This is a genomic window from Pseudovibrio sp. FO-BEG1 (assembly GCF_000236645.1).
Taxonomy (GTDB): domain Bacteria; phylum Pseudomonadota; class Alphaproteobacteria; order Rhizobiales; family Stappiaceae; genus Pseudovibrio.
Window position 1 is genome coordinate 744,695 of the sequence record NC_016642.1, and the last position, 23,736, is coordinate 768,430.

20 protein-coding genes, 1 tRNA gene and 1 pseudogene are annotated in these 23,736 nt (G+C 50.5%); 10 read left to right on the forward strand and 12 right to left on the reverse strand.

Annotation, left to right across the window (positions count from 1 at the left end; translation table 11 throughout):
- Positions 1 to 24: 24 nt before the first annotated feature.
- The 11 genes from PSE_RS03510 to rplU form a co-directional block, all read right to left on the reverse strand.
- Entirely contained in the window at positions 25 to 573 is a 549-nt protein-coding gene (locus PSE_RS03510; protein WP_014283587.1) for a GNAT family N-acetyltransferase, read from the reverse strand.
- A gap of 81 nt (positions 574 to 654) precedes the next feature.
- Entirely contained in the window at positions 655 to 1,200 is a 546-nt protein-coding gene (locus tag PSE_RS03515) for a GNAT family N-acetyltransferase (protein ID WP_014283588.1), read from the reverse strand.
- Between the two features lie 9 nt (positions 1,201 to 1,209).
- Positions 1,210 to 1,776 carry a GNAT family N-acetyltransferase gene (locus PSE_RS03520; RefSeq protein ID WP_041767908.1) on the reverse strand — a complete coding sequence of 189 codons (567 nt, stop codon included), beginning with the start codon at positions 1,774 to 1,776 and terminating at the stop codon, positions 1,210 to 1,212.
- A gap of 5 nt (positions 1,777 to 1,781) precedes the next feature.
- Positions 1,782 to 2,330 carry a GNAT family N-acetyltransferase gene (locus PSE_RS03525; protein WP_041767910.1) on the reverse strand — a complete coding sequence of 183 codons (549 nt, stop codon included), beginning with the start codon at positions 2,328 to 2,330 and terminating at the stop codon, positions 1,782 to 1,784.
- Position 2,331: 1 nt separating this feature from the next.
- On the reverse strand, positions 2,332 to 2,892 hold the full coding sequence (locus PSE_RS03530) for a GNAT family N-acetyltransferase (protein ID WP_014283591.1): 561 nt from the start codon (positions 2,890 to 2,892) through the stop codon (positions 2,332 to 2,334).
- Positions 2,889 to 3,455 carry a GNAT family N-acetyltransferase gene (locus PSE_RS03535; protein ID WP_014283592.1) on the reverse strand — a complete coding sequence of 189 codons (567 nt, stop codon included), beginning with the start codon at positions 3,453 to 3,455 and terminating at the stop codon, positions 2,889 to 2,891. Before PSE_RS03535 ends, PSE_RS03530 begins: the two co-directional genes overlap by 4 nt.
- A complete protein-coding gene (locus PSE_RS03540; protein ID WP_014283593.1) occupies positions 3,452 to 4,018 on the reverse strand; it encodes a GNAT family N-acetyltransferase in 567 nt (188 codons plus the stop codon). Before PSE_RS03540 ends, PSE_RS03535 begins: the two co-directional genes overlap by 4 nt.
- Positions 4,015 to 4,605 carry a GNAT family N-acetyltransferase gene (locus tag PSE_RS03545; protein WP_083841542.1) on the reverse strand — a complete coding sequence of 197 codons (591 nt, stop codon included), beginning with the start codon at positions 4,603 to 4,605 and terminating at the stop codon, positions 4,015 to 4,017. The genes PSE_RS03540 and PSE_RS03545 overlap by 4 nt, the downstream gene beginning before the upstream one ends.
- Before the next feature lie 229 nt (positions 4,606 to 4,834).
- The gene (locus PSE_RS03550) at positions 4,835 to 5,440 is read right to left on the reverse strand and encodes a GNAT family N-acetyltransferase (RefSeq protein WP_014283596.1); all 606 of its coding nucleotides are present in this window, start codon (positions 5,438 to 5,440) and stop codon (positions 4,835 to 4,837) included.
- 162 nt (positions 5,441 to 5,602) lie between these two features.
- Positions 5,603 to 5,872 (reverse strand): 50S ribosomal protein L27, encoded by a 270-nt coding sequence (rpmA, locus tag PSE_RS03555; RefSeq protein WP_008548714.1) that lies wholly within the window; start codon positions 5,870 to 5,872, stop codon positions 5,603 to 5,605.
- Between the two features lie 45 nt (positions 5,873 to 5,917).
- Positions 5,918 to 6,493, reverse strand: coding sequence for a 50S ribosomal protein L21 (gene rplU / locus PSE_RS03560; RefSeq protein ID WP_041768857.1), 576 nt, complete (start codon positions 6,491 to 6,493; stop codon positions 5,918 to 5,920).
- Positions 6,494 to 7,077: 584 nt separating this feature from the next.
- Here rplU and PSE_RS03565 point away from each other — a divergent pair.
- The 7 genes and pseudogenes from PSE_RS03565 to PSE_RS26885 all read left to right on the forward strand — a co-directional run.
- Positions 7,078 to 9,072, forward strand: a complete 1,995-nt coding sequence (locus PSE_RS03565) for a methyl-accepting chemotaxis protein (RefSeq protein WP_208998077.1) — start codon at positions 7,078 to 7,080, stop codon at positions 9,070 to 9,072.
- A gap of 165 nt (positions 9,073 to 9,237) precedes the next feature.
- Positions 9,238 to 9,327: transfer RNA gene (locus PSE_RS03570), tRNA-Ser, on the forward strand.
- Positions 9,328 to 9,621: 294 nt separating this feature from the next.
- Positions 9,622 to 11,136: a type I restriction-modification system subunit M gene (locus PSE_RS03575; protein ID WP_014283599.1), complete on the forward strand. Its 1,515-nt coding sequence runs from the start codon at positions 9,622 to 9,624 to the stop codon at positions 11,134 to 11,136.
- The gene (locus PSE_RS03580; protein WP_014283600.1) at positions 11,126 to 12,364 is read left to right on the forward strand and encodes a restriction endonuclease subunit S; all 1,239 of its coding nucleotides are present in this window, start codon (positions 11,126 to 11,128) and stop codon (positions 12,362 to 12,364) included. The genes PSE_RS03575 and PSE_RS03580 overlap by 11 nt, the downstream gene beginning before the upstream one ends.
- A gap of 905 nt (positions 12,365 to 13,269) precedes the next feature.
- The gene (locus PSE_RS03590; RefSeq protein ID WP_014283601.1) at positions 13,270 to 16,566 is read left to right on the forward strand and encodes a type I restriction endonuclease subunit R; all 3,297 of its coding nucleotides are present in this window, start codon (positions 13,270 to 13,272) and stop codon (positions 16,564 to 16,566) included.
- Positions 16,553 to 17,293 (forward strand): M48 family metallopeptidase, encoded by a 741-nt coding sequence (locus tag PSE_RS03595; protein ID WP_014283602.1) that lies wholly within the window; start codon positions 16,553 to 16,555, stop codon positions 17,291 to 17,293. The genes PSE_RS03590 and PSE_RS03595 overlap by 14 nt, the downstream gene beginning before the upstream one ends.
- Before the next feature lie 194 nt (positions 17,294 to 17,487).
- Positions 17,488 to 17,775: pseudogene (locus PSE_RS26885) on the forward strand (DDE-type integrase/transposase/recombinase); the annotation flags it as partial.
- 113 nt (positions 17,776 to 17,888) lie between these two features.
- Here PSE_RS26885 and PSE_RS03605 read toward each other — a convergent pair.
- Positions 17,889 to 18,887, reverse strand: a complete 999-nt coding sequence (locus PSE_RS03605) for a LysR family transcriptional regulator (RefSeq protein ID WP_014283603.1) — start codon at positions 18,885 to 18,887, stop codon at positions 17,889 to 17,891.
- A gap of 140 nt (positions 18,888 to 19,027) precedes the next feature.
- Between PSE_RS03605 and PSE_RS03610 the strand changes: the two genes are divergently transcribed.
- The 3 genes from PSE_RS03610 (at position 19,028) to PSE_RS03620 (ending at position 23,506) form a co-directional block, all read left to right on the forward strand.
- The gene (locus PSE_RS03610) at positions 19,028 to 20,260 is read left to right on the forward strand and encodes an adenosylhomocysteinase (RefSeq protein ID WP_051125871.1); all 1,233 of its coding nucleotides are present in this window, start codon (positions 19,028 to 19,030) and stop codon (positions 20,258 to 20,260) included.
- A 50-nt stretch (positions 20,261 to 20,310) separates the two neighbouring features.
- The gene (locus PSE_RS03615) at positions 20,311 to 21,573 is read left to right on the forward strand and encodes a NupC/NupG family nucleoside CNT transporter (protein ID WP_014283605.1); all 1,263 of its coding nucleotides are present in this window, start codon (positions 20,311 to 20,313) and stop codon (positions 21,571 to 21,573) included.
- A 61-nt stretch (positions 21,574 to 21,634) separates the two neighbouring features.
- On the forward strand, positions 21,635 to 23,506 hold the full coding sequence (locus PSE_RS03620; RefSeq protein WP_158309177.1) for a metallophosphoesterase: 1,872 nt from the start codon (positions 21,635 to 21,637) through the stop codon (positions 23,504 to 23,506).
- The last annotated feature ends 230 nt before the right edge of the window (positions 23,507 to 23,736 follow it).

Here is a 23,736-nt window from a genome sequence, read left to right on the forward strand (position 1 = left end):
TGATACGCGACAGGCCAAGAGACATCAAACAGCCACAGCCCGCATGGCTTCCCACAGGTCGCGGGTGAGTTCTACGTTGATCAGGGTGATGTCTTCCTCACCACGGGCGCGGCTTTTTTCTGGTTGAGTGCCGACGGTCTGGAAGCCGTTTTTGGCCAGCACGTTCAGCGAGCCATCATTTTCCTCAAAAGCACCGGATGTAACTTTGGTGACACCAAGCGTCTCAAAGCAGTAGTCTACCACGGCCTCGGTCGCTTCGCTCATGTAGCCCTTGCCCCAGAACGGTTGGCCCAACCAGTAGCCGATGAGTGGGAAACCGCTTTCGCCAATGCGGATGGTAATAACACCCGCAAATCCGAGCTCAGATTCAATAGCCCAGTTGGTCTCTTTAGTCAGAGGCGTCTCGTTGATGTGGTTGAGCCACCATTCGCCATCTGCCTTGGTGTAAGGGTAAGGAACCACAGTCAGCATTTTACTGACTTCAAAGTTATTTATGTTCTCACAAATCGGCTCCAGATCATCCTGCCGAAACTGGCGAAGGGTGAGGCGACTGGTGTTGAGTTCAGGAAACATTTTTTGTCCAATTTCTTGTATTTAGGAGCGCTTGGTCATTCGATCTCAAACACTCTGGAATTTCGTTGGTTACTGACGCTTTCAAGCAATCGTAAGCCGTTCAGCCCACTGCTCTTTTGTCAAGCTGAGAGAAACATTCGGCAGTGTTTCACCTTCGCGAGATCGTGGTGTCGAAAAGCCTCTGCCGACTTCACGAAAACCCAGCTTGTTCAGAACACGTAAGCTGGTAGGGTTTTCTTCAAGCGCGGAGGTATAGATCGTCGGCAACTTGAGCGTTTCAAAGCCATATGCCGTGACAGCTTCAGCCGCCTCTCTCATATAGCCTTTGCCCCACAGATGCTCTGCAAGCCAGTACCCCAGAATAGGTTTTCCGCTTTGCAGCTTCATCAGCGTGATCGCACCAGAAAACCCTGCAGGTCCCTCAACAACCCAGGCAATCTTTTCAGAGAGGGGAGTGGTGCGGCAAAAGTTGATCCACCATTTCCCATCTGCTTTGGTGTACGGGTAGGGCACCATGGCCAGCGTTTTCACGACCGCAAAATTATTGATGTGCGTACAAAGCGGCTCCAGATCCGTGTGCTTGAACTGGCGCAATGTTAGCCTGTCTGTTTTAAGTTCAGGAAACATCTTAAATACTCATGTGTTCGCGTCTGTGCTGGTCAGGCGAAGAAAGTCATTGCGGGTTATCTGAAGTTGGATCTCATCCAGCTCTGCATTGTCTCGTGCACGGCAAACATGTTTGGCCTCTCCGGTGATTTTGAAGCCATGTTTGGTCAGCACGCGCATTGAGGCCGGGTTTTCTTTAAACACTCCGGTGCGCACCACATGAAGCGCCCGCCCTTCAAAAAGATAAGCAAGAACAACCTGCAAGGCTTCGCTCATCAAGCCTTTGCCCCAATGCTCCCGCCCAAGCCAGTATCCAACACTCGCAGCCCCTTGCAGTTCTTTGGCTTTAAAACCACCACAGAACTGCCCATCAAGCTCAATCGCCCAGGTCACATTCTCAGCAGTATTGTTCGCAAGCGCTTGCCCAATGTAATCCCGCCCATCCTCTTCAGAAAACGGATGCGGCTGACTGCTCAGTGATTTAGAGACCTCAAAGTCCCCTAAATACGCACAGAGCCTCTCAAGATCTCCTGCCCGCATCTCCCGCAACACAAGTCGGTCGCTGCGGAGAACAGGAAAAGTATTTTGGGTCTTCATGACGATCAGCTTCCTGCTTCTGCAAGATTCACGAAATCGGCGAAGGGCAAGGCAAGCCGGATATGAGGAACCATCGTATCACCACGTCCTTTGGAGGGGATAGATTCTTCTCCAACTTTGCTGAAGCCCATTTTATCCAACAAGTGAGAAGAGGCAGGATTGTCTGCAAAGACACCAGCCTCAAAGCGTGTCACAGCGCGGTGTTCAAACCCAAAACGTAAAACCGTACGCAGAGCTTCACTCATGTAGCCACGGCCCCAATAGGGCTCACCCATCCAGTAACCGGTCCAGCCTGTGCCATCCTCAAACTTTGCCCAGATACAGCCAATCAGACCGGTTCCATCATCAATCGCCCACAACACCACACTGGCAGGATCATTGGTCCGGCCACGACTGATGTAAAACCTGCCAGTTTCCTCCGTAAACGGGTGCGGCATGCCTGAAAGCATGCTCGCAATCGCGTAGGAGTTTGCCAGTTGAACAAGGCGATCGAGATCACCGTCATCGATCATGCGCAATCGGAGACGGTCTGTTTTCAACTCTGGAAAAACCACTTTATCTTATCCCCGCCACAGCAAGTTGTGGTTGCTCCACCGCCTGACCCAGATTGAGTTCGAAGTTCTGTGTCTCCACCTCATCAGTTCCTCTGGAGACGCAGGAGTGCGTGCAAACGGAAGTCGGAACGAAGCCATTTTTCAAAAGAACGCGAAATGACGCAGGATTCTCCAAAAAAACGCAAGCATCAACGTTTTCAACGTTACGCTCATTTTGCAGATAGTTTACAACGGCTTGCACCGCTTCACTCATATAGCCCCGCCGCCAGTAGTATTTTCCAAGCGCATAGCCCAGAGACGCGGATTCTCCAATCCGGTGCGCACCAATGGACCCAATGAAGCCGGTACCATTATCAATTGCCCAAACCACATCCGTCTTCAGATCAAAAGAATGGCTACGACTGATAAACTCATGCGCCCACTCATCTGTGATCGGGTGCGGAAAACTGGCCGTCATCCGTGCTACGTCATAGTCAGAGAACAGAAACCGCAGCCGAGGAAAATCGTCTGGCTGAAGTGCTCTTAAAATCAACCGGTTGGTCTGTAGTTCCGGGAAGATCATTGTGCTGCCTCCTGCACTCTGAGCTGTTGTACTGCAATGAAATCTCTAGGGGATATGCGGAACTCTTCTGTAGGATAATTTCCGGCAAGACGGGCGCGGCTACGCCCCTCATTCCGCCCCGTATGGACAAAACCAAGCTTCCTCAGCAGGGCCTGTGAGCCAGCATTGTCGCTGAAGGCATCTGCGCAAATGGAAGGGACTTCGCGTTCCAGCAAAAGGTAGTTGAGCGCTGCACTAACTGCCTCATACATAACGCCTTTCTTCCACTTTTCTTCGGCAAGCCAGAAAGCGAGATCTGGTGTGTGCTGCAGATAACCGACACCCACTCCCCCAATCACGACCCCTTGAAGCTCGACGGCCCAGTTTACGGCATGACCTAAATCACCGGGCATAAACCTCTGCAGAAACACCTCAGCGTCTGCCTTTGTGAAAGGGTGGGGCTGCGATGCCAGCATGCGCGTAATGTTCTGATTTTGCAGCAGTTCCACAAGGCGCGGCGCATCCGTCTCTCTCCATTCCCGAAGTGTCAGGCTTGCTGTTCTCAAACGAGGGAAAGTGGTCATTGTGCTGCCTCCTGCACTCTGAGCTGTTGTGCTGCAATGAAATCCAGCGGGGATATGGCGAACTCTTCTGTAGGATAATCTCCGGCCAGACGCGCCACGCTGCTCCCCATTCCTTGCCCGGTATGAACAAAGCCAAGCTTACGCATCAGCGCTTGCGATCCCATGTTATCGCTGAATGCATCCGCAACGATTTTGGGGAGTTCACGTTCAAGAAGAAGGTAGCGCAAGGCTTCGCTAACAGCCTCAAACATAATGCCTTTTCTCCAGTGCTCCTCGGCCAGCCACCATCCGATGCCAGGTGTGTCATGCAAAGGCCGGGCACCAACGCCGCCGATCACTTCTCCCTGAAGTTCAACGGCCCAGTTCACAGCCTCGTTCAGATCACCAGGGATTGCCGTCTGCAGAAAAGCCTCCGCATCCGCCTTGGTAAAGGGATGTGGTTTCGAAGTTAGCATGCGCGTAATGCTATGATTTTGAAAGAGTTTCAGTGCACGTGGTGCATCTGTTTCTCTCCACTCCCGCAGTGTCAGGCTGGTCGTTCTCAAACGAGGAAAAGTGGTCATAGCGCAGCTCCCATCATCACATGCGCATCACCATGCAATGCCTCAAACCGATCCCGCGGCAGATGCATGATGATATTCTCAACGTCTTGTTGCAGAGGTTTAGAGTAGCGAAGGCAAACACCAGCTGGCTCAAAGCCTAGCTTTTTCAAGGTCTTCTGAGAGGAGTAGTTCGTAGCAAACGCACGAGCGGCAAACACATCACATGCCTCGCGCGAAAAGCCCCAGTGGAGCGCGGCAACACATGCTTCAACCATAAAGCCTTGCCCTTGAGCTTTCTGAGAAAGCCAGTAGCCAATGGTTGGCAGCTCCGGGAACTCCTTGAGATCACCGGGCTTTTCAATTTCAACACCGCCAACGAGTTGGCCGTCAAACTCGATGGCAAACGGAAACGAGTCCGTTTTTGGATTTGCTGCACTGGCCTTTTCGATAAAGGCTTCAGCCTCCATCATAATTGGAGGCCACGTTAACCCGGTAAGCCAGCGTGCAATTTCATAATCAGAGTGGCCGATCTCCCAAAATCGGGCGAGATCGTCAGATTGGAATGGGCGCAGCTGCAGCCTTTGAGTATCTAAAGTTGTGGTGAGCATCGTAAAAGGCCTTGTAAATCAAACGCATATTTCTCTGGTCGTTATTTGAAATGGATAAGTGAAGGTAAAACGCAGCAGCCCCCGATGACCCGGAATGCAGACATGACGAATGCATCAGGATCAGAAGGATCGCTGGTTTGTGTGGTTGAAGGTATGCCGTTACAGGCAAACAACAATCACGCTGCCGGAAGCAGGTTGCTTTTGCTGCAACCTGCTGATCTGGCATCACTTAACCAGCAGATCCCCATCGCGTATTCGCGATCCATTGGGTGCGGGTCAGTGTAAAGCGTGTGGCATCCACCACGGCCATAGCGCCGAGAGAATGCAGCTTTGTTGTTCCATCCTGCTTAAAGCCGCACTTGGTCAGCACGCGGTGCGAGGCAGGGTTGCTCACGCGGCAGGAAGCGGAGAGCTCCTTAACGCCGTTGGCAAAAGCAAATTCGATAACAGACTGAACAGCTTCTGTCGCATATCCCTGGTTCCAGAATGGCTCGCCTACCCAATAACCCAGGTGAACAGCACCAAAGTCTTCGGCAAGCGGATTGAAACCGATAGCGCCAATAAAGCGGCCAGTGTTCTTCATGCGGATCGCGAATGTCGCTTGAGACGGTAACTGAACGTCACACCGCTTTACGAGCGCTTTAGCGTCTTCGTACGTGAAGGGATGCGGCATGTTCGTCAGTTTCTCAGCGATCCGACGGTTGTTGGCCAAAAACAGGATGTCAGCCAAATCATCCTTGCGCGCTCGGTCGATGACGAGACGCGCGGTGTCCTGCGGCGACCCGGCCGCAAAGCAACTGCTTTCTTCTGGGATCTCTTCGTATTCAACTACCATGGTTTCTACTCCGGTCTTGCTGCCCGTCCCACAGGGCAAAGAAAAAGGGGAAGACGGTGTCCCATCTACCCCTTAATCTTGATCTTTTTGATCTTGACCGGATTTTCCTAAATCCGCCGGGGTCTTGATGAGACGCCGACGATTTGGATTTCCACGTCAGCGTTACTCAGCGGCGAGCGCCACTGGCATCACATTAATAAATGTTCGGCCGTTGCGTTTTTCTTCAAACGCAACTTTGCCTTCTACGGTCGCAAAGATAGTATGGTCTTTACCCATGCCTACACCTGCGCCTGGGTGCCACTTAGTGCCACGCTGACGTGCAATGATGTTGCCAGGTACGACAGCTTCGCCACCGTATTTTTTGATGCCAAGGCGGCGACCAGCTGAATCGCGACCGTTGCGGGATGAACCGCCAGCTTTTTTATGAGCCATAACGAAGTACTCCTCGTTTAATCTCTAGGATAGCAACTGCGCGAATTACTTCGCTGCGAGTTCCTTAGCCTGTTCAACCCAGTTATCGCGTTCAAAACGGCCTTTCAGACCAGCTTCTTCTTCAACGCGGGCGATATCTTCAGCGGAGAAAGCTGCGATCTGTGCGAAGGTGGAAACACCTGCTGCATTCAGCTTTTTCTCGATTGCTGGGCCAAGACCCTGCAACTTCTTCAGATCGTCGGAACCTTCAGCAGCTGGTGCAGCAGCAGCTTTCTTAGGAGCCGCAGCTTTTTTAGCTGGCTTCGCGCCACCGGTCAGGATGTCAGTGATTTTCACAGTAGTGAATGCCTGACGGTGACCGTTGCGACGACGCGAGTTCTGACGACGACGCTTTTTGAAGACGATGATCTTACGATCACGACCCTGCTCAACAACTTCAGCTACAACAGATGCGCCTTCAACGGTTGGTGCGCCGATGATGGTTTCAGCATCTGAACCAACCATGAGAACTTCGTCGAAAGTTACTGTTTCACCAGCTTCAGCAGAAACTTTTTCGATCTTCAGGAGATCGTCAGCAGCAACAGTGTACTGTTTACCGCCTGTTTTGATGACTGCGAACATGCGCATGTCCTTCTTATCTAAGCGCACCCTTCGGCGTCGCAGGTTTCTGCGAACTTGTTCGACCGTTTCCCTAATTGCTCTGGGAACGTCCCTCTGTGGGGAGATCGACCGCAAACTCTGGAAAAACCAGAAGGCGATTTCGATGTCTTGCCTCGGACAGCGCGGAAAAGCGGGATTACCCGCAATTTATTGAGCTGCTGGAATATACGCAGGCATTCTGGAATGTCAACGCAGAATCTCGCCAAAAATATTAGAAATACGAGTGGTGAGATCTATGTCACATAAGATCAACTTTCAAAGAACGCTCCAGTGCCGGAGTGATTCGCGCTATGGTTGCGCAAACAGATTTATACCTACGATCTAATTGTTACGTCCAAATACCTATTCCGCTGCGTTTAAACGCCCATTCTACGATTGGTTTAAGGATCGATAAACCTTCGCCAGCCAACAATAGGGCAACGCGATTTGTGCATGTTCCATACAAGTGCTAGGGGAGGATTGGGCGCTCAATATGGAATGACTGTGACAATCTCGCGATCATTATCATCCAATGAATTAAACCGCATACGTGCGGGGGGCATAAAATGCGCATTCCAAAGTTCGCCTGGATATATTCCGTCGTAACGAGAGTTACGGCCCTTGGATTACTGCCGATACTTGTGCTGGGTGGGGCACTGATTTCCCTCTCCCAAATGAATAGTCAAAATGATGAGTTCCAAAAAAACACGCAGACCTACAATCAACTGATGCAAAACGCTCAGGCGATTAGTGCTGCGGTTGACCGTATGCGCGCAATTGGGGGAGAGTTTTTGCTTCACCCAAAAGCAGAGGCCGCTGATATTGCTGCAGAGGCCCGCGAGCGCGTTGTTGTATTGGTTGAAGAAACACGCGAGCTGAACGTTCCGGGCATCGAAGATGAGCTCTACGACAATCTGGAAGGCTATGCCTACGGGTTCTCTGAGACATTCGGTGCCGTTGTAGAAGCGACGCTGGAGCGTGGTACTAACTCTGACGGAGGCCTCATTTCAGTCCTCCAAGGTGCAAGCTCCACAATGCAGCTGGAAATCAACAAGGCACGCCGCCAGCTGAACGTCAGCAAAGATACACACCGTGTTGCGGGCTTGCTGAAAGACCTTCAGGCGATGGAGTGGACCATTGGCGTTGATGGCTACGAAATTGAAAAGAGCACCTTCAAGAGCCGTATCGAGCAGTTTGGCATGGTTATCCAAACCGCGAAGATGCCAGAAGAAACATCTGCCAAGGTCAATGAACTCTGGGCCACTTACACTGAAACACTAGAAGAAATCGAAACCCTGAATGCGGACATTCAGGAAGAAATGGTGTTCGCGCTGGAACAGCTGGATGAGATGATCCCGGCAGCGCAGCAGCTCAACGATTTCGGTGTTGCAGGAGAACAAGAAGCAACAGCACTGCACCATGAAGCTTCCGCTGCCAGCATGCAGCGCTTTTTGTTGCAGGCCGGCGCAATGGGCGTCATCGGTCTGATGATCGCTGGTTACATTGCATGGCGTATTTCTCGTCCGCTGGCTAATCTGCATCAGGCCATGAGCGTACTGGCAAAGGGGGATGTCTCAATCGATATTGAAGGCACCAATGGCCGCGACGAGTTCGCCAAGATGGCAAAGATCCTCGAAGTGTTCCGTGCCAATGCCATTGAGCGCAATCAGCTCAACGATGAGCGGGATGAAGACAACAACCGTCGTCAGGAGCGTGAGCAAAAAGTGGCCATGCTGGTGCGTGAGTTTGAAAGAGCAGCAACAGCTGCGGGCGACGGTTTCAACTCAGCAATCCAGTCACTGCATGAAGCTTCCTTTGCATTGAACGTCACCGTTGAAAGTGTCTCTGACAAAGCAGGCAAGGCTGGAGAAGCCGTCAGTCATGCCTCTTCTTCTGTTGCAACGGTGGCGTCCGCCAGTGAGGAAATGTCTCTCTCCATCAAAGAAGTGGCTTCTGAAGCTGTAAACTCCAAAGATGTTGCGGATGAAGTTGGTAGTCTTGTCATCAACACCTCCAAGACAATTCAGGAGCTTGCAGAGTCTGCGTCTCGCATTGGCCAGGTCGTCAACCTCATTAAGGATATTGCCGACCAGACCAACCTTCTTGCACTCAACGCGACTATTGAAGCGGCTCGTGCAGGTGAGATGGGCAAAGGCTTTGCAGTTGTGGCATCTGAGGTGAAGCATTTGGCAAACCAGACCACTACTGCGACTGAGGAGATCTCTCAGCAGATCCATGCAATCCAGCAGGTGTCTACAGATGCGGTTGGTTCCATTGAAAAGGTAACCAGCATGATGGAAAAGTTGTCCACCAGCTCTTCTGCCGTAGCTGCAGCCGTAGAACAGCAGTCTGTAACCGTGGGTGAAATTGCCCGCTCTGTGACAGACGCATCTGATCAATCCCGCATTGGCGAGTCTGAAATGGTTGAAGTTGCCAACACCATCGAAAACTCCACCAAAACGGCTGAGGACATCAACAATCAGGCCGACAACATCTCGGAAGAGGCTGATCAGTTTAATCGCTCGATCAAAGCATTCCTTGAGGATGTTCAGGCAGCCTAAGCCTCTTAAAATTTGCAATTATTTCAACGCAGTGGGCTCGCTCACTGCGTTTTTTGTGCCTGAGTAAGGTCAGCTGTGAGTTATCTGCGGCATAGAAGCCGCAGGGCTTGCCCAAGGGAAAGCTTCTTTATAAGGTCCTGCAATCCTCAAAGAGAGGATCAAGCTGGAGAGTTGCCGGAGTGGTCGAACGGGGCGGTCTCGAAAACCGTTGAGCACGCAAGTGTTCCGAGGGTTCGAATCCCTCACTCTCCGCCATTGTGTTTATTAATTATCTGATTTTTATGTATTATTTTGATTGGTGTGATTGCTGATCCCCCAATTGATCCCCCACTGCAAAAGCTGTGTATGAGTTAAGTGACGCATTCCCAAAGGACGTACTACTTCCTCCGGAACTTCACCGCTAGAATGAAAACTTAGGCTCTTCATTGATCCTAGGTGTGCTTGTTGGCATCTATTGAAAACTCTGTGCTCTACGGCAATTCGCTCTTTCTGCAAAGCCGCCGCGCCCTTACAGTCCCGCTCAATCTATAGTGCATTCAGGAAATCTCCATGTCAGCTGCGCGTGTTTCGCAAGATCAGATCAACAAGGCCGCCTGGGGGGCTTGTGATACCTTCCGGGGGGTGGTCGATCCCTCCATCTACAAGGACTACGTCCTGACCATGCTGTTCCTCAAGTACATCTCGGATGTGTGGCAGGATCATTATGATGGGTTCCAGCAGCAATATGGGGATGAGCCTGAGCTGATTGCGGAGATGATGAAGAGCGAGGCTTTTGTCCTGCCCGAAGATGCTGGCTTTTATGCCCTTTATGAAAAGCGGCACCAGCCCGGCAACGGCGAGCGCATTGATGTGGCGCTCACAGCCATTGAAGAGGCCAACGGTGCCAAGCTGCGCGATGTGTTTCAGGATATTTCGTTCAATTCCAACAAGCTGGGAGATGAGCAGCAGAAGAATGACATTCTGCGCCATGTGCTGGAGGACTTTGCCAAGGACGAGATGAACCTGCGCCCGAGCCGTGTGGGCAATCTGGACGTTATTGGCGGGGCCTATGAATACCTGATCTCCCGTTTTGCGGCGACCGCTGGCAAAAAGGCCGGTGAGTTTTATACCCCGGCGGAGGTCTCCGAGTTGATGGCGGAGCTGGTCACCCCGCAGGAGGGCGACGAGATTTGTGATCCTACCTGTGGCTCTGGCTCCCTGCTGATGAAGTGCGGACGCCAGATCAGCAGCAGGACCGGCAAGAAGACCTACGCCCTGTTTGGTCAGGAGGCCATTGGCTCCACCTGGGCGCTTGCCAAGATGAACATGTTCCTGCACGGCGAGACCAACCACCAGATTGAATGGGGCGATACCATCCGCAACCCCAAACTGCGCACCCGTGAGGATGCCCTGCGCAAGTTTGACGTGGTGGTCGCCAATCCACCGTTCAGCCTCGATAAATGGGGCATAGAACAGGCAGAAAAAGACGCCTTCGGACGTTTCAGCCGTGGACTGCCCCCAAAAACCAAGGGCGATTATGCCTTTATCTCCCACATGGTGGAGACCCTGAAGGATAACACAGGCCGCATGGCGGTGGTTGTGCCCCATGGCGTGTTGTTCCGGGGCTCCAGCGAAGGCAAAATCCGCAAGGCTCTGATTGAAGAAAACCTGCTGGACGCTGTGATTGGTCTGCCGGAAAAACTGTTCTTCGGCACCGGCATTCCAGCAGCTATTTTAGTCTTCAAAAAGGGCAAGGGGGATAACTCCGTGCTGTTCATTGATGCTTCCCGCGAATACGTGGAGGGCACCAACCAGAACCAGCTCAACGAGTCCCACATCGCCAGGATCGTCAAGACCTACACGGCACGGCAGACTGCGGAGAAATACGCCTATGTGGCAGGGCTGGACGAGGTGAAGGACAACGATTTCAACCTCAACATCCCGCGCTATGTGGACACCTTTGAGGAAGAAGAAGAGATCGACCTCATGGCCGTGCGCGCCGAGCGCGAACAGCTGAAGGCAGAGATGAGCGAGCTGGAAGCCAAAATGGACGCCTACCTGAAGGAGCTGGGTTATGGTGCCTGAGGGTTGGAGATTGTCAACACTGGGTTCTTTGCTATCTAGCCCTTTGAAAAATGGATACTCACCAATTGCACCGGAGCAACCTACAGGTATCTGGGTACTTGCGCTTAATGCACTCACGGGTAGTGGCTTTGATGGGGCCGCAGTCAAGGCAGCTCCTGACAACGGAGAGGTGCAACGAGCCATGTTGCAAAAGGGAGACTTCCTTATCAGCCGAGCAAATACACCGGAACGGGTAGGTTACTCTGCAATGTTTCGAGATGAGGTGGAGAACTGTTCGTATCCTGATTTGATGATGCGCTTTCGACCAGATGAAACGATAGCGTATCCTGAGTACCTTGAACAAAAATTATGGTCTCAGCCAGTTAAGTCTCAACTAAGGTCTGCTGCCGCAGGGACCAGCAAGTCCATGGTAAAGCTAAACAAGGCCGCAATCGAGAAAACAAAGTTGTTGCTCCCACCCCTCCCAGAGCAAAAGAAGATCGCGGAGATACTGGGGACGTGGGATCGGGCCATTGAGGTTGCCGAGAAGCAACTGAAGAACGCTGAAGCCCAAAAACGCGCCCTCATGCAACACCTACTCACCGGCACCCACCGCCTCAAGGGCTTCGAGGGCAGCGAGTGGAAGACTGTGAAGCTGGGGGATGTGTGCGACATATTAGTAGGTCATCCGTTCAATAGCAGTGGATTTTCAGAAAGCGGCGTAAAGCTCGTTCGTGGATCAAACGTAAAACGTGGCCGCCTTGATTGGTCACAGAATATAACGAGGTGTTGGTCTGACACTAAAGGGTTCGAACGTTATCTAATTGAAAAGGATGACATCCTAATTGCCATGGACGGTGCTTTAGTGGGAAGTAGTCACGCATTTGTTGACTGTGTGCAGGATAACCCGATGTTGCTAGTACAGCGTGTCGCTAGGCTCCGTGCAAAGCCTAACGCCTGTCCGAGCTTCTTGTATGCGTTGATTGAAAGCCCTCAGTTCCAAAAGCACGTAGAAGCGACAAAGACAGTCACAGCGATCCCGCACATTAGCAACAAGGACATTCAAAACTACCATGTTTTAAATCCGAGTGCTGATGAGCAGTTGCAGATTGGGGATGCCTTTAAAAATGCGCGCTTGCAGATACTAATACTTACAGGGAAACTCAACCACCTCCGCACCGAAAAACGCGCCCTCATGCAGCAGTTGCTGACGGGCAAGAAGCGGGTGAAGGTGGAAGAGGCTGCTTGAGCTTTTGACTGTGTGAGTGGGGCATGTTGGCAGTCTCTGGTCCTTTTCATAGGTGCGGGGCAGTCGTTTTGTCCGTGAGGACTGCGTGTTTCGCTCTGGTTCCCGGATAAGCGCTAGGCTTTTCCGGGATGGCGGCGGTGGAGACGGTAAATCTGCCCCGCCGTGACAGCGGTGTGGCAGGTGAACACCTTGCCCCATCGCCCCAGCATCTTAGCGCTACATTTAGCAATGACCGTCCCCCTTTCTGCCGTGCGTTTAGCGATGACCGTGCCTCCCTCTCCACCGTCATCCCTGACTTGATCAGGGACCCAGAGCACCTTGCTCCTGCGTCTCTGGTTCTCGTTCTGAACGCGGTACGACGGTAGTGGTGCAATGGCAGCGCAAGCAGTAAGAACACCGCGTGGCCTCCCATGCAGTGTTGTGATTAGGATCTCCCGAAGAACGGGATGGGCAAGGCACACAGGCAATACCTGCGCTACTTGTTAAAAAATGTTTCTTCGGCATTGGCTGGTGCCTTGCCCGGGCGTTTTTGCAGGAGGCTAAAGCCAGGGTCCAAAAGACACTTGGAAGACTTAAGGCCGTTGGAAAGCCTCAGGTCTCAGTGCTGGCGCCCTCTGGTCTGGCCGGACATCCGCTATCCCTCAACACTGTTGGCGAAAGGGGAACCTCCACGGACCTGCCAGATGATGCGTTACTTCATCCGGTAGCCCCGCCCTGCCCACGCCGCACTGACGGTCGGTCCGCCAGCTGCCCGAATGCGTGAACATGTACTTAGTATGCGGCAGCTTGTACGCGGCGGGGATAAGTTTTTGTGTCTGCATACAAACGCGCAGGTCATCAAAGCTGTGCGTGTGCTTATTTCATGTTACAACTCAAGCAATTGATTTGCCTGATTTGGGACCAACATGAACCAGATGCCGCCGCTTTCTTCCCGCCCGGACACCCGTGAAGATGCGTCCTCCAAGATCCCGGCGCTTGCGCTGATGATGAATATGGGCTGGACCTATATCAGCCCCGAGGTGTGTACGCGCCGCCGTGGTTCGCTTCGTGCTGTTCTGCTGGAAGATACCATTGCGAAGCATTTGGAGGCTTATCGAACGGCAGAGGGCTATGCTCTGAGTGTCAGCGCCAAGGTCCAGGTTCTCAAGGTGCTGAAGAACCTCGGCATCAACGAGGGCCTGCTTGCTGCAAATGAAAGGCTCTACAAGCATCTGCTTTACGGCGTCACGGTTAGCGAGGTGCGTGAGGGTAAAAAGCTCAGCCTCACGGTTCCGCTGGTAAACTGGGAGAATGTGGCAGCAAACACGTTTGAAGTCACCACAGAGATGAGTGTAGAGCGAGAAGGGAGTAGCCAGACCTATCGCCCTGATATCGTCGGTTTCCTCAATGGCATTCCCGTTGCTGTGATTGAAGCCAAGCGCCCCGTTGGCTCCAAAGACGATAAGATGGTTGAGGAGGGCATCAGCCAGCACCTGCGCAATCAACAACAAGACGGTATTCTGTCCCTCTATGCTTACGCCCAGCTCCTGCTGTCCATTGCCGACACCGCTGGGCGCTACGGCACCACAAACACACCACTGAAATTCTGGAGTGCGTGGCGAGAGGACAAAATCAGTGATGAGCAAATCCATCACGTTAAGAACCTGAAACTGTCCGAAGATGCTTGTAGATCGCTCCTGAAGGATGCAGATGCAAAAGCAAAAGACCACTTCACAAAGCTCTGGTCGCAGGACGTGAGTGTTACAGAGCAAGACAGGCTCCTAATGGGGCTGCTTCAGCCAGAGCGACTGCTGGACTTCCTGCGCTACTTCATTCTGTTTGACAAAAAAGCCGGAAAGATCGCTGCCAGATACCAGCAGGTTTTCGGCGTCAAAGCGATGCTGGAAACCGTTGGAGATAGGAAGCCTGAAGGAGGGCGAGAGGGCGGCGTCATCTGGCACACCACAGGCTCCGGCAAGTCTTACACCATGGTGCTGTTGTGTCGCGCTTTACTCCTCAACCCGGAAACAGCCAACTGCCGCGTTATCGTCATAACGGACAGGACGGATCTGGAGAAACAGCTTTCTGCAACGTTCTTGTCTGGCGGTGCGTTTGGGTCTGCCGTTGCAGCCAAAAAGGATGGGGCTCGCGCGCGAGCTGGGTCTGGTAAGGATTTAGCCCTGAAGATCGGCAAGGGTGATGAACGCATCATGTTCACCCTGCTGCAAAAGTTCAACTCCGCCGCCAAACTGCCGGAATGCAAGAACGAGAGCGAAGACCTGATCGTGCTAGTGGATGAAGGGCATCGAAGCCAGGGCGGTGAAAACCATGAACGCATGCGTCTGGCGCTACCCAATGCAGCTTATATCGCTTTCACAGGCACTCCGCTGCTCAAAGAAGACAAGACCCGCAACAAGTTCGGCAAAATCCTTCACGCTTATACCATGCAGCGGGCTGTTGAAGATGGTACGGTCACGCCTTTGCTCTATGAAGAACGGCGCCCTGAGGTGGACATCAATGATGCCGCTGTCGATAACCAGTTCGACGACATCACCGATGGCATGACAGATGCCCAGAAGGCTGACTTCAAGCGCAAGAACTCCAGCAAAGGCTTGGTTTATGGCTCTGAGCGCCGCATCGCTCTCATTGCACGCGACCTTTCCAAACACTTCTCCGATAACTTCAAGGATCTGGGGCTTAAGGCACAGCTTGCCACGGATAGTAAGCTCTCTGCGATCCGTTACAAGCGAGAACTGGACCGGATCGGTAAAGTCACCTCAGCCATTGTTATCTCGCCTCCAGACACGCGAGAAGGCCATGAAGATACTAATGCCGCCAACGCGCCGGAAGTACAGCGGTGGTGGAGGGAAAACGTGGGAGCTGATGCCGAGACCTACGAAAACGGGGTAATTGAGGACTTCGGGACAGAAGGCGCTCCGCATGTGCTCATCGTTGTCGACAAGCTGCTAACAGGCTTTGATGAGCCTAAAAACGCGGTGCTTTACATCGACAAGAACATCAAGGAGCACAACCTGCTTCAGGCTATTGCCCGTGTGAACCGTCTCCATGAGGACAAACAGTTCGGCTATCTGGTGGACTATCGTGGCATTCTGAAAGAGCTGGATACCTCCTTACAAGACTATCAGGAGCTGGAAGCCAAGACCGTTCAAGGGTATGACCCTGAGGATTTAGAGGGAACATACAGCCGCGTTGATGTGGAGTATAAGCGTCTGCCAGATTTGCATAGAAAGCTCTGGGCAATCTTCTCTGATGTTAAAAATAAGCACGACCGTGAGGCCTTCCGTCAAGTGCTTATCCCTCGCATGGTGGCAGATGAGGCTGGTGTTTCCTATGACCAGTCCCAGAAAATCCGCGACGACTTTTATGAGGCACTCACCAGTTTTGGGATGTGCTTAAAGATGGCCCTTTCAACTTCTTGGTTCTTCAAAGACCCTACATTTCCAGATGCTAAGGTCGACAGCTACAAGAAGGATTTGAAGTTCTTCACCGAGATCCGTGCGCAAGCCCGATTGGATGCTCAGGAGACCGTGGACTATTCAGCCTACGAAAAACAAATTCGGGATCTGGTGGATCGGGAAGTTACAGGTGTCAAAGTTCATGACCCTGAAGGTATTCTCGACGTCAATAAGATGGGTGAAGTTCCAGAGGATGGCGACGACCCCAAAGACTGGAGTGACGAGAGAGCACAAAACGAGGCCGATACGATCTCCAGCAGGCTCCGCAAAACCATTGAAGAAGACCTTGACGATGATCCATATGCTCAGGCTGTCTTCTCCGAACTGCTGCGTAAAGCCATCGAAGAAGCGAAGGCGAGCTTTGAACACCCGCATCTACAATATGATCTCTTCAAAGATCTGGAAGACACAGTCAACCAAGGTGCTGCTCCGGACACTCCTGAAGCTATCAGAAGCAACAAGCATCAACGTGCCTACTACGGTATCTTTAGGATTGCTGTCGCAGACCATGGGCTGGAGGATCATGGTGAAGATCACTTCATCAAAGATGCAATGCACATAGACACCATCGTGAACGAAGCTGTTGCTGCAAACACCTTGTCACAGGAAGCGATCTATCAGCAAATAAAGCAAAAGCTGCTGCCCCACTTCTTCAAGCAGTATGGCGGACTGGAAATGGCGAATACCCTCATAGATAAGATCATCGACAAAACCCGGAAAGGCGTTAGCCGCGATGACTTCCGATGATGCCCAGAATGTTTTTGTATATGGGGCTGAGCGCATTCCCTATTCGGTGCAGGCATCGAAGGGGAAGAAGCGGAAAGTAGCGATCCATGTTGAACCAGATGGCAAGGTGATTGTTGAAGCTCCACCAGAAGCTTCTCAGGCCTCAATAGAAGCTGCTGTTAAGCGGCGGGGGCGATGGGTCTACGAACATGTGAAAGAGTCTCTGCGACGCCAAGAGCACGTTCTGGAGCGCAACTATGTAAGCGGTGAGGCTGCGTTCTATCTGGGGCGCAGATACAAACTTAAGGTGCTCGAAGTTCCGAAAGCGGACCGCAGCGTGAAACTGCGCGGTGGTTGCATTGAAGTAAGGTCAGAAAATACGAACCCTCAGGTGATCAGAGGTCGCCTCCGGGGGTGGTATAAGGTTCGTGCTCAGACGTATCTTGGTAAAAGGCTGGAAGTTATTGGTGAACGCCTGCCTTGGATTGCCCAGCGTCCGCAGTTTTATTTCATGGATACTGAGAAGCGATGGGGGGGATGTTCAGTGGATGGTACCGTTCAGCTTAACCCTTTCCTCGTGAAAGCCCCTCGGGATTGCATCGACTATGTGCTTCTTCATGAGCTATGTCACCACAAAGAGCACAATCACAGTCCTGCATTCTATGCGTTGCTGGATCGATATGATCCGAGTTGGAAGGCGACCAAGCTTAAGTTAGACGATATGGCGGAACTGCTGCTGAATGAGTGAACCTTTTGCTCCTGAGAACTAGCGGACAGTTTTGCTCCGCTCTGAATGACTGGTTTGGGTCAAGGCGACTTGCTGCACCCGCAAATGCCAGTCTACCATTGAAGGTCAGCAAATGGGCTCTTCAGTATCAAATTTTATTACTCCCCACACCAAGGTTGCCAGGCGGTTTTCAATAGACTTGTCAAGAAATTCGCGAACCAAGGGTTGTCGTAACAGACAAGTTGCGCAGCTACATCAAGCCGCTCAAAACTCTGGCCCCTGATGCAGATCATCGTGCTCAAAAGGGATTAAATAAAAGTATCGAAAATTCCCACCGAGCGACAAGAAAGCGGGAGAAAATAATGGGACAGTTCAAGTCACTCTGGCAAGCGTAGCGGTTCCTCTCTAGCCACGACCAGATCAACATCATCTACCGTCCCCGCCGTTACAAACTTGCCTCTCATTCTTATCGTCATACAAGATCCGATGCCATTGGGCTTTGATCTCACTATGTAGCTGAAATGACTGCATAAAATCGCCCATAAAAGCGATCTGGAAACCTAACTCAGTTAATTTGGCAATGCCGCCTAACTTCATTTGACTATGGACAGTCGGGTTAAAGATTGCCGTTGGCCAGAGCATTGCCTTTTGCAAATAAAATAAATCGCTCAGCAAGAGGGTTTAGGTTTTTCTTATTCCAGAAAATGCACATTTTCATTTCTGGCAACGGTGGATCTGTCGGGATTGAACAAACGTCAGATCCGAGTTCCGTTGTATTTGGCACCACCATACAAGCCCCTGCTCCGGATGCGGCCAAACTGATTTGGGATATCACATTGGTCACAGCAGACGGGTAAATCTGAGGAGTGGCACCAACTTCTTTCAGTGCCTCAATTTGAAAATTGTATTGAGCCGAATGTGGTTTTTTCGGCAAAAGGATGAGAGGCAACTGGGAAACGTCTTGTGCAGTGAGTACGGTTTTCGATGCCATTTCGTGAGATTTTGAAAGGCATAGTTCATATGGGGCAGACCAGAACACAAGAGTTTCCAAATTTTTGGGTAGTTCCAATGGGGTTGGCTGCGACATAAAAGCGATATCAAGCTTTCTGTTAGCAAGTTCCTCACACATCTCAACGGCTGTTAGTTCAATCAGATGCGTAAAAATGCTTGGATACGCTTTTTTGAAACCCTTTAGCAGTTCATCAATTTGCTTGTAATTTTGATAACTTGGAATTCCAACTCGCAACTCTTGTTGATGCGCTTTTGTTTGTATGTTTTCCAGGCCTTCACATGTGCTTTTGATCAGGGATTGAATCAGGTGCAGGCATTGTTGCCCTTCTGTCGTTATTTTAAATCCCGTCGTTGATCTGGAAAGTAAAGATAACTCAAGGTTTTGTTCTAACTGTGCAATTTGCTGGCTTAGTGTTGGCTGACTTATTCCCAAACTTTCAGCGGCCATTCGAAAATTCATGAAACGGCAAAGTTCGCAGTAATACAGCAATTGCCGAAAATTAAGACGGCGGATTATACCAATTAATCTGCTGTCAATTTTGCTTATGTTTTTGGCGTCATGGTTCATGATTCTACTTAGCCTTATTGATTTTAATTGATCCATTAACTCATAGAAAGTTTCTATGGGCAATAAAATACTCGTATTATTCTCAGTGCTGAAAACGAGTTAGCCTTCCTGAATAACAAACCGACGCAGCGTTATAAGTTAATGCGGCGCTGTCGTTGGAATAATGGGAGGCAACATTGCCAAAAAACAATACCGCGACACTTGCAGACCGCCCTTACGATATTGCTGATTTAAGCTTGGCCCCAGAAGGAACTAAACGAATTAAATGGGCTAAATCTCATATGCCTATAATGAGCAGCATTATTGAACGGATGGAAGAACAGAAGCCATTTGAAGGCTTGACTATTAGTATCTGTCTGCACGTTGAAGCAAAAACCGGTGTCTGGATGGAGGCTTTGACCAAGGGCGGCGCAAAGATTGCGCTTACTGGTTCCCCAGGTTCAACTCAGGATGAAACCGCTGCAGCTTTGGTAAAGGACTATGGCGTTCATGTCTTCTCACGCAGAGAGGAAACATTTGAAGATCATACAGAATACTGCAAACAGACTTTGCGTTTTGACCCTGACATCATTGCAGACAATGGCGCTGATCTGCATGAGCTGATTTTCACAGACAAAGAATTTGCAGGCCTGCAATTAAAGCTGCTAGGCGCAACGGAAGAAACCACGACCGGCGCAAACCGTTTGCGTGAGAATTTCAACTCTGACAAATGGAGCACGCTCATCATCAACGATACGCAGTCAAAGCGTATTATTGAAAACCGTTTCGGCGTTGGGTCATCCGTGGTTGATGGCATCATGCGAGCTACAAACGTAATGCTGCATGGTAAAAAGGTTGTTGTTATCGGCTACGGGTATTGTGGGGCTGGCACTGCGCAGCGCTTGCGCGGTATGGGGGCACATGTCACCGTTGTTGAAAGCAACTCTCTGGTACGTCTGGAAGCTCATATGGAAGGCTTTTACACGTCCAGCCTGGAAGACGCGCTGTTAGATGCAGATATGGTCGTTACCGTTACTGGCCGTGATAATGTTCTGCGCAAAGAGCACTTCCAGCTAATGCGTGACAAAACCATTATTGCCAATGCTGGCCATTTCCAGCGTGAGATTGATGTTCCGGCTCTGGTGGAATTCAGTTCATCTCAAGAGCAGATCCGGCCACACGTCACCGCTTATCAAATTTCCGAATACGGTAAAGAGCTATTCCTTCTATCTGATGCCAACCTTGTAAATCTTTCGGCTGGCGATGGTAATCCAATAGAGATTATGGACCTCGGTTTGGCTCTGCAAACACTTAGCCTGGAACGCATTGCTATGGCTAGTTCCCTGCTGAGCAAAGAACCGCAGCCGGTGCCTTACGATATCGAAATGAAGGTTGCTGAGCTGGCCTGTGAAAACTGGATCAATCACTAGCTTGATACGTTTTCAAAAATCAATGACATGAAGTTATAAGGAATTTGGACATGCAGCCTATTTTCAGTCTGCTTGGCATGATGGCCTTGCTAGGTATCGGCTACGCCTTTTCCATGAACCGTAAAGATATCAAACTTAGAGTGGTTCTTGGGGCATTTCTTATCCAGTTTTTCATCGGGGCTTTTGTTTTGTTTGTTCCGATTGGGAAAGACGTTCTGCAGTTCGTTTCAAACGGTGTGAATGCGGTTCTTGGTTTTTCCAAGGATGGTATTGCCTTCCTGTTTGGCGGGCTGGTTGATGACAAGATGTTTGAACTTTTCGGAGGCGGCGGTTTCGTCTTCGCATTTAGAGTTCTGCCGGTGATTGTCTTCTTCTCGGCGTTAGTTTCTGTGCTCTACTACATTGGCGTTATGCAGATCTTTATCCGCGCGCTTGGCGGTGGCCTGCAGAAACTTCTTGGCACCAGTAAATATGAATCAATGTCAGCGACCGCAAATATTTTTGTGGGCCAGACAGAAGCGCCGCTGGTGATTGCACCTTTCATTAAAAGCCTTACACGCTCTGAATTGTTTGCGGTGATGTGTGGTGGTCTTGCATCCATCGCCGGGACCGTTCTTGGTGGCTTTGCTGCTATGGGCGTGAACATGGAATACCTGATCGCCGCGTCCTTTATGGCCGCTCCAGGTGGTCTGTTGTTTGCAAAGATCCTGCTTCCGGAAACTCAGGATATGGAAGCGCTGGAAAAAGAGCGTTACAGCGAAGGTGGATCTGCTGTTAGCATTGAAAAGCCAAGCAACATTATTGATGCGGCTGCAGACGGTGCATCAAATGGCGTGAAGCTGGCAATCAACGTTGGCGGTATGCTTATTGCCTTCATTGCTTTGATTGCTCTGGTTAACGGTATCCTGGGTTTGTTTGGCGGTTTTGTTGGTCTACCAACGCTGTCTCTTGAAATGATCTTGGGCTATGTCTTCTCTCCGATTGCCCTGATTATCGGTATTCCGTTTGAAGAAGCGATGACCGCTGCAACCTTTATCGGACAAAAGCTCGTGCTTAACGAGTTCGTAGCTTACGTCAACTTCACACAATACCTGGATTCAAACGCGCTTTCTGAAAGATCTATTGGGATTATCACCTTTGCATTGTGTGGTTTTGCCAATTTCTCTGCAGCGGCAATGCTGCTTGGTGGTCTTGGTGCGATGGCCAAAAGCCGCCGTTCAGAAATTTCTCAGCTCTGCCTTTATGCCGTCCTGGCGGGCACGCTTTCAAATCTTATGAGTGCAACTATTGCTGGTTTCTTCTTAGCCTTTTAGAGCCAGCAACGCCCCTCCAAACGCCAAGCAAACTTTGGAGGGGCAGCCAATGGGAGTGAACATGAAAAATATGAAACTAATGTTGCCTGTTATTTTGGGACTGACAGCAACAAATGCAATCGCGGCTGACGATGTTAAATTGCGGTTGATTGGAACTGCAGACGTACACGGCTATATCAGCGACTTTGATTATTACGCTAACCAGAAATCAAAAAAATATGGTCTGGTAGGCCTGGTTGCTGAAATTGAAAAGTATCGCTCTGAAGCTAAAAACGCAGTGCTTGCAGATGCCGGTGATTTGCTGTCTGGCAATCCTCACGGTGATTACCTGGCCAAAACAACTTCAGTTGAAAATGATACACGTGCGCCGATTATGTGCGCGGTAAACTCACTGAATTATGATGTTGCAGTACCAGGCAATCATGAATTTGATAACGGCCTGGAATACCTGAATTTCAACTATGACAAAGGCAATTTCCCAACGATCTTGTCTAACGTTTATCACGCCGGAACCAAGAATCCGTATTTCAAACCGTATGTGATTATTCCTAAAACAGTCGTTTCTGAAACCGGCGAATCCTACACGCTGAATATTGGTTACATTGGCATTACTCCAGTGCAGACGATGGACCTAAACAAAAAATGGCTTGAAGGGAAAATTGATATTGTTGATCCGCTGCCGGAGGCTATCTGGTGGACTATGGAAGCACGGGACAAAGGCGCGGATATTGTTATTGCGCTGTCTCACTCTGGCCTGAAAGATGACGAATACATCGAGGGCATGGAAGACATGACATGGCATTTGGCGCACGAGGCTGGCGTTGATGCAATCCTTTTCGGCCACACTCACAAAGTGTTCCCAAGCAAGAAATACGCAAAGACAAAAAATGTCGATCTTGAGAAAGGAACCGTTCACGGCGTTCCAGCTTCACAGGCTGGTAAGTGGGGCGACCATCTCAGCGTCATCGACCTGGATCTAACTTACGATAATGGCTGGACTGTTAAGGGCGGCACTGGTTACGCAGTACCAAGCTCTGAGATTGCAGAAACCCCTCAACAGCTTGCAAAAATCAATCAGTGCATTGAGGCCGATCACGCTAAAATTGTTGCTGAGTTTGATAAAACGGTAGGTAAAACTGACACTGATCTAAGCAACGATTTCAATTTGTTGGCCAATGATACTGTTTATCAGATCGTGGGCGACTCTCAGTTGGCATATGCGAAAAACCATATTGAGACAGATCTACCTATCCTCACTTCTGCGCCGGTCGCAGTCCATCGCAATGACCCAATGCATTTTGTGTCTATTGCTAAGGGCGATGTGAACATGCGCGATGTGGGCGCTATGGTTTATTCATCCACTTTGGCAGCTAAAGAAATTTCTGGCGCTGAAATTAAGGAATGGCTGGAAATTTCCGCGTCTATGTACGCTGAGCCTGACGCAGATTATGAGGCTATTATTAAGCCAGACCATCTGACTTTCCTGTATTACACCATCCCGAATCTTGAATACAAAATCGATCTGACGAAACCATCCACCCATAATTCCTTTGGTTTTAAGGTAGATGACGGAGAGGGCCGCGTTCAAGATATCCGGTATCAGGGCAAGCTTATTCAGGATGATGATCGCTTTGTCATTATCGCCAGCAGCTATAATCCGTTCTTTGCAAAGAAGATGAAAGCCGGAGAAGCTTTCATTGACATTGGCAATCCAAATGCCAGGGACGTACTGAAGGATTACATGGCGGGCACTTTTGGCGCTCCTGAGACAAAGGTGAAAAACAGTTGGTCTTTGGTGCTGGATGAAAACAAATCCTATACCTACACAGTCAAAAACAATGCTGAAGCCCTGCCTGCATTCAAATCCTTCTCAGGTTTTGATATCGCACTTGAAAGCCAGTCTGGTTCCAAAAATGTGTACCGGATAAAATGACCTGCTAAGGGTGAGTAATATTCGAACACGCCTGCCTGTCAGTACATCCGCCCCTCGCGTGGCAGGCAGTTTAGTCAATTGAAACTCTGTTGCTTCAGTTGACTGCAAGTGTGCCTATCTGTCGGGAACTCACCCACCTCCGAGGCAGATAGGCACCATTGTTAGTTTTCTCTAACTGAAAGAGCTTTCTAGGTCGCATTAAAAACTGCCCTCCCCTACTGGGCTTTGTC